The 515-nt window shown below is 61.7% G+C and carries 1 protein-coding gene; it reads right to left on the reverse strand.

Features of this window, described 5'->3' with window-relative positions; genetic code table 11:
* Positions 1 to 515 (reverse strand): ATP-dependent DNA ligase (locus ACXJ7R_RS36180; RefSeq protein WP_457155954.1); only part of this gene is annotated, 515 nt, incomplete at both ends.

A 515-nucleotide genomic window follows, 5' to 3' on the forward strand; every position in this document is an offset into this window, starting at 1 on the left:
ACCAGTTGGGGCGTCAATGGCTCCCAATCTCCGCTCCTCTCGGTGCTCCAACGGCTCGGTCCGCCCGGCGCTTTGCCGCTAAAGCCCGGAGGCGAACGCAAGGCTTCGAGTTGTTGGGTCAGCTCTGATCGATCCTCCTGCGCGATGGTCGACGTAAATCCCACATGGTCGAGCTTGCCCTGGTCGTTGTAGAGCCCAAGCAACAACGAACCGACCTCGCGCGCGTTCGCCAGATAGCGGAAGCCACCGACCACGCAATCAGCTGTGCGCAGCCGTTTGACCTTGACCATGGCGCGCTCGCCGGGCCGATATTCGTCGTCGAGAAGCTTGGCGACAACGCCGTCCGTTGATCCGCGACCGGATTCGCCAAGCCACTTCGTTGCCGTCGCCAAATCCCGAGTACAACGCGACAATTCAAGATCGGTATGTCCCGCTGACTTTACGAACGCATCCAGCACCTGGCGCCGCGCAGACAGCGGATGATGCATCAGGCTGGCATCCGGACTGGCCAGCAT

The organism is Mesorhizobium sp. P5_C1, assembly GCF_054049815.1.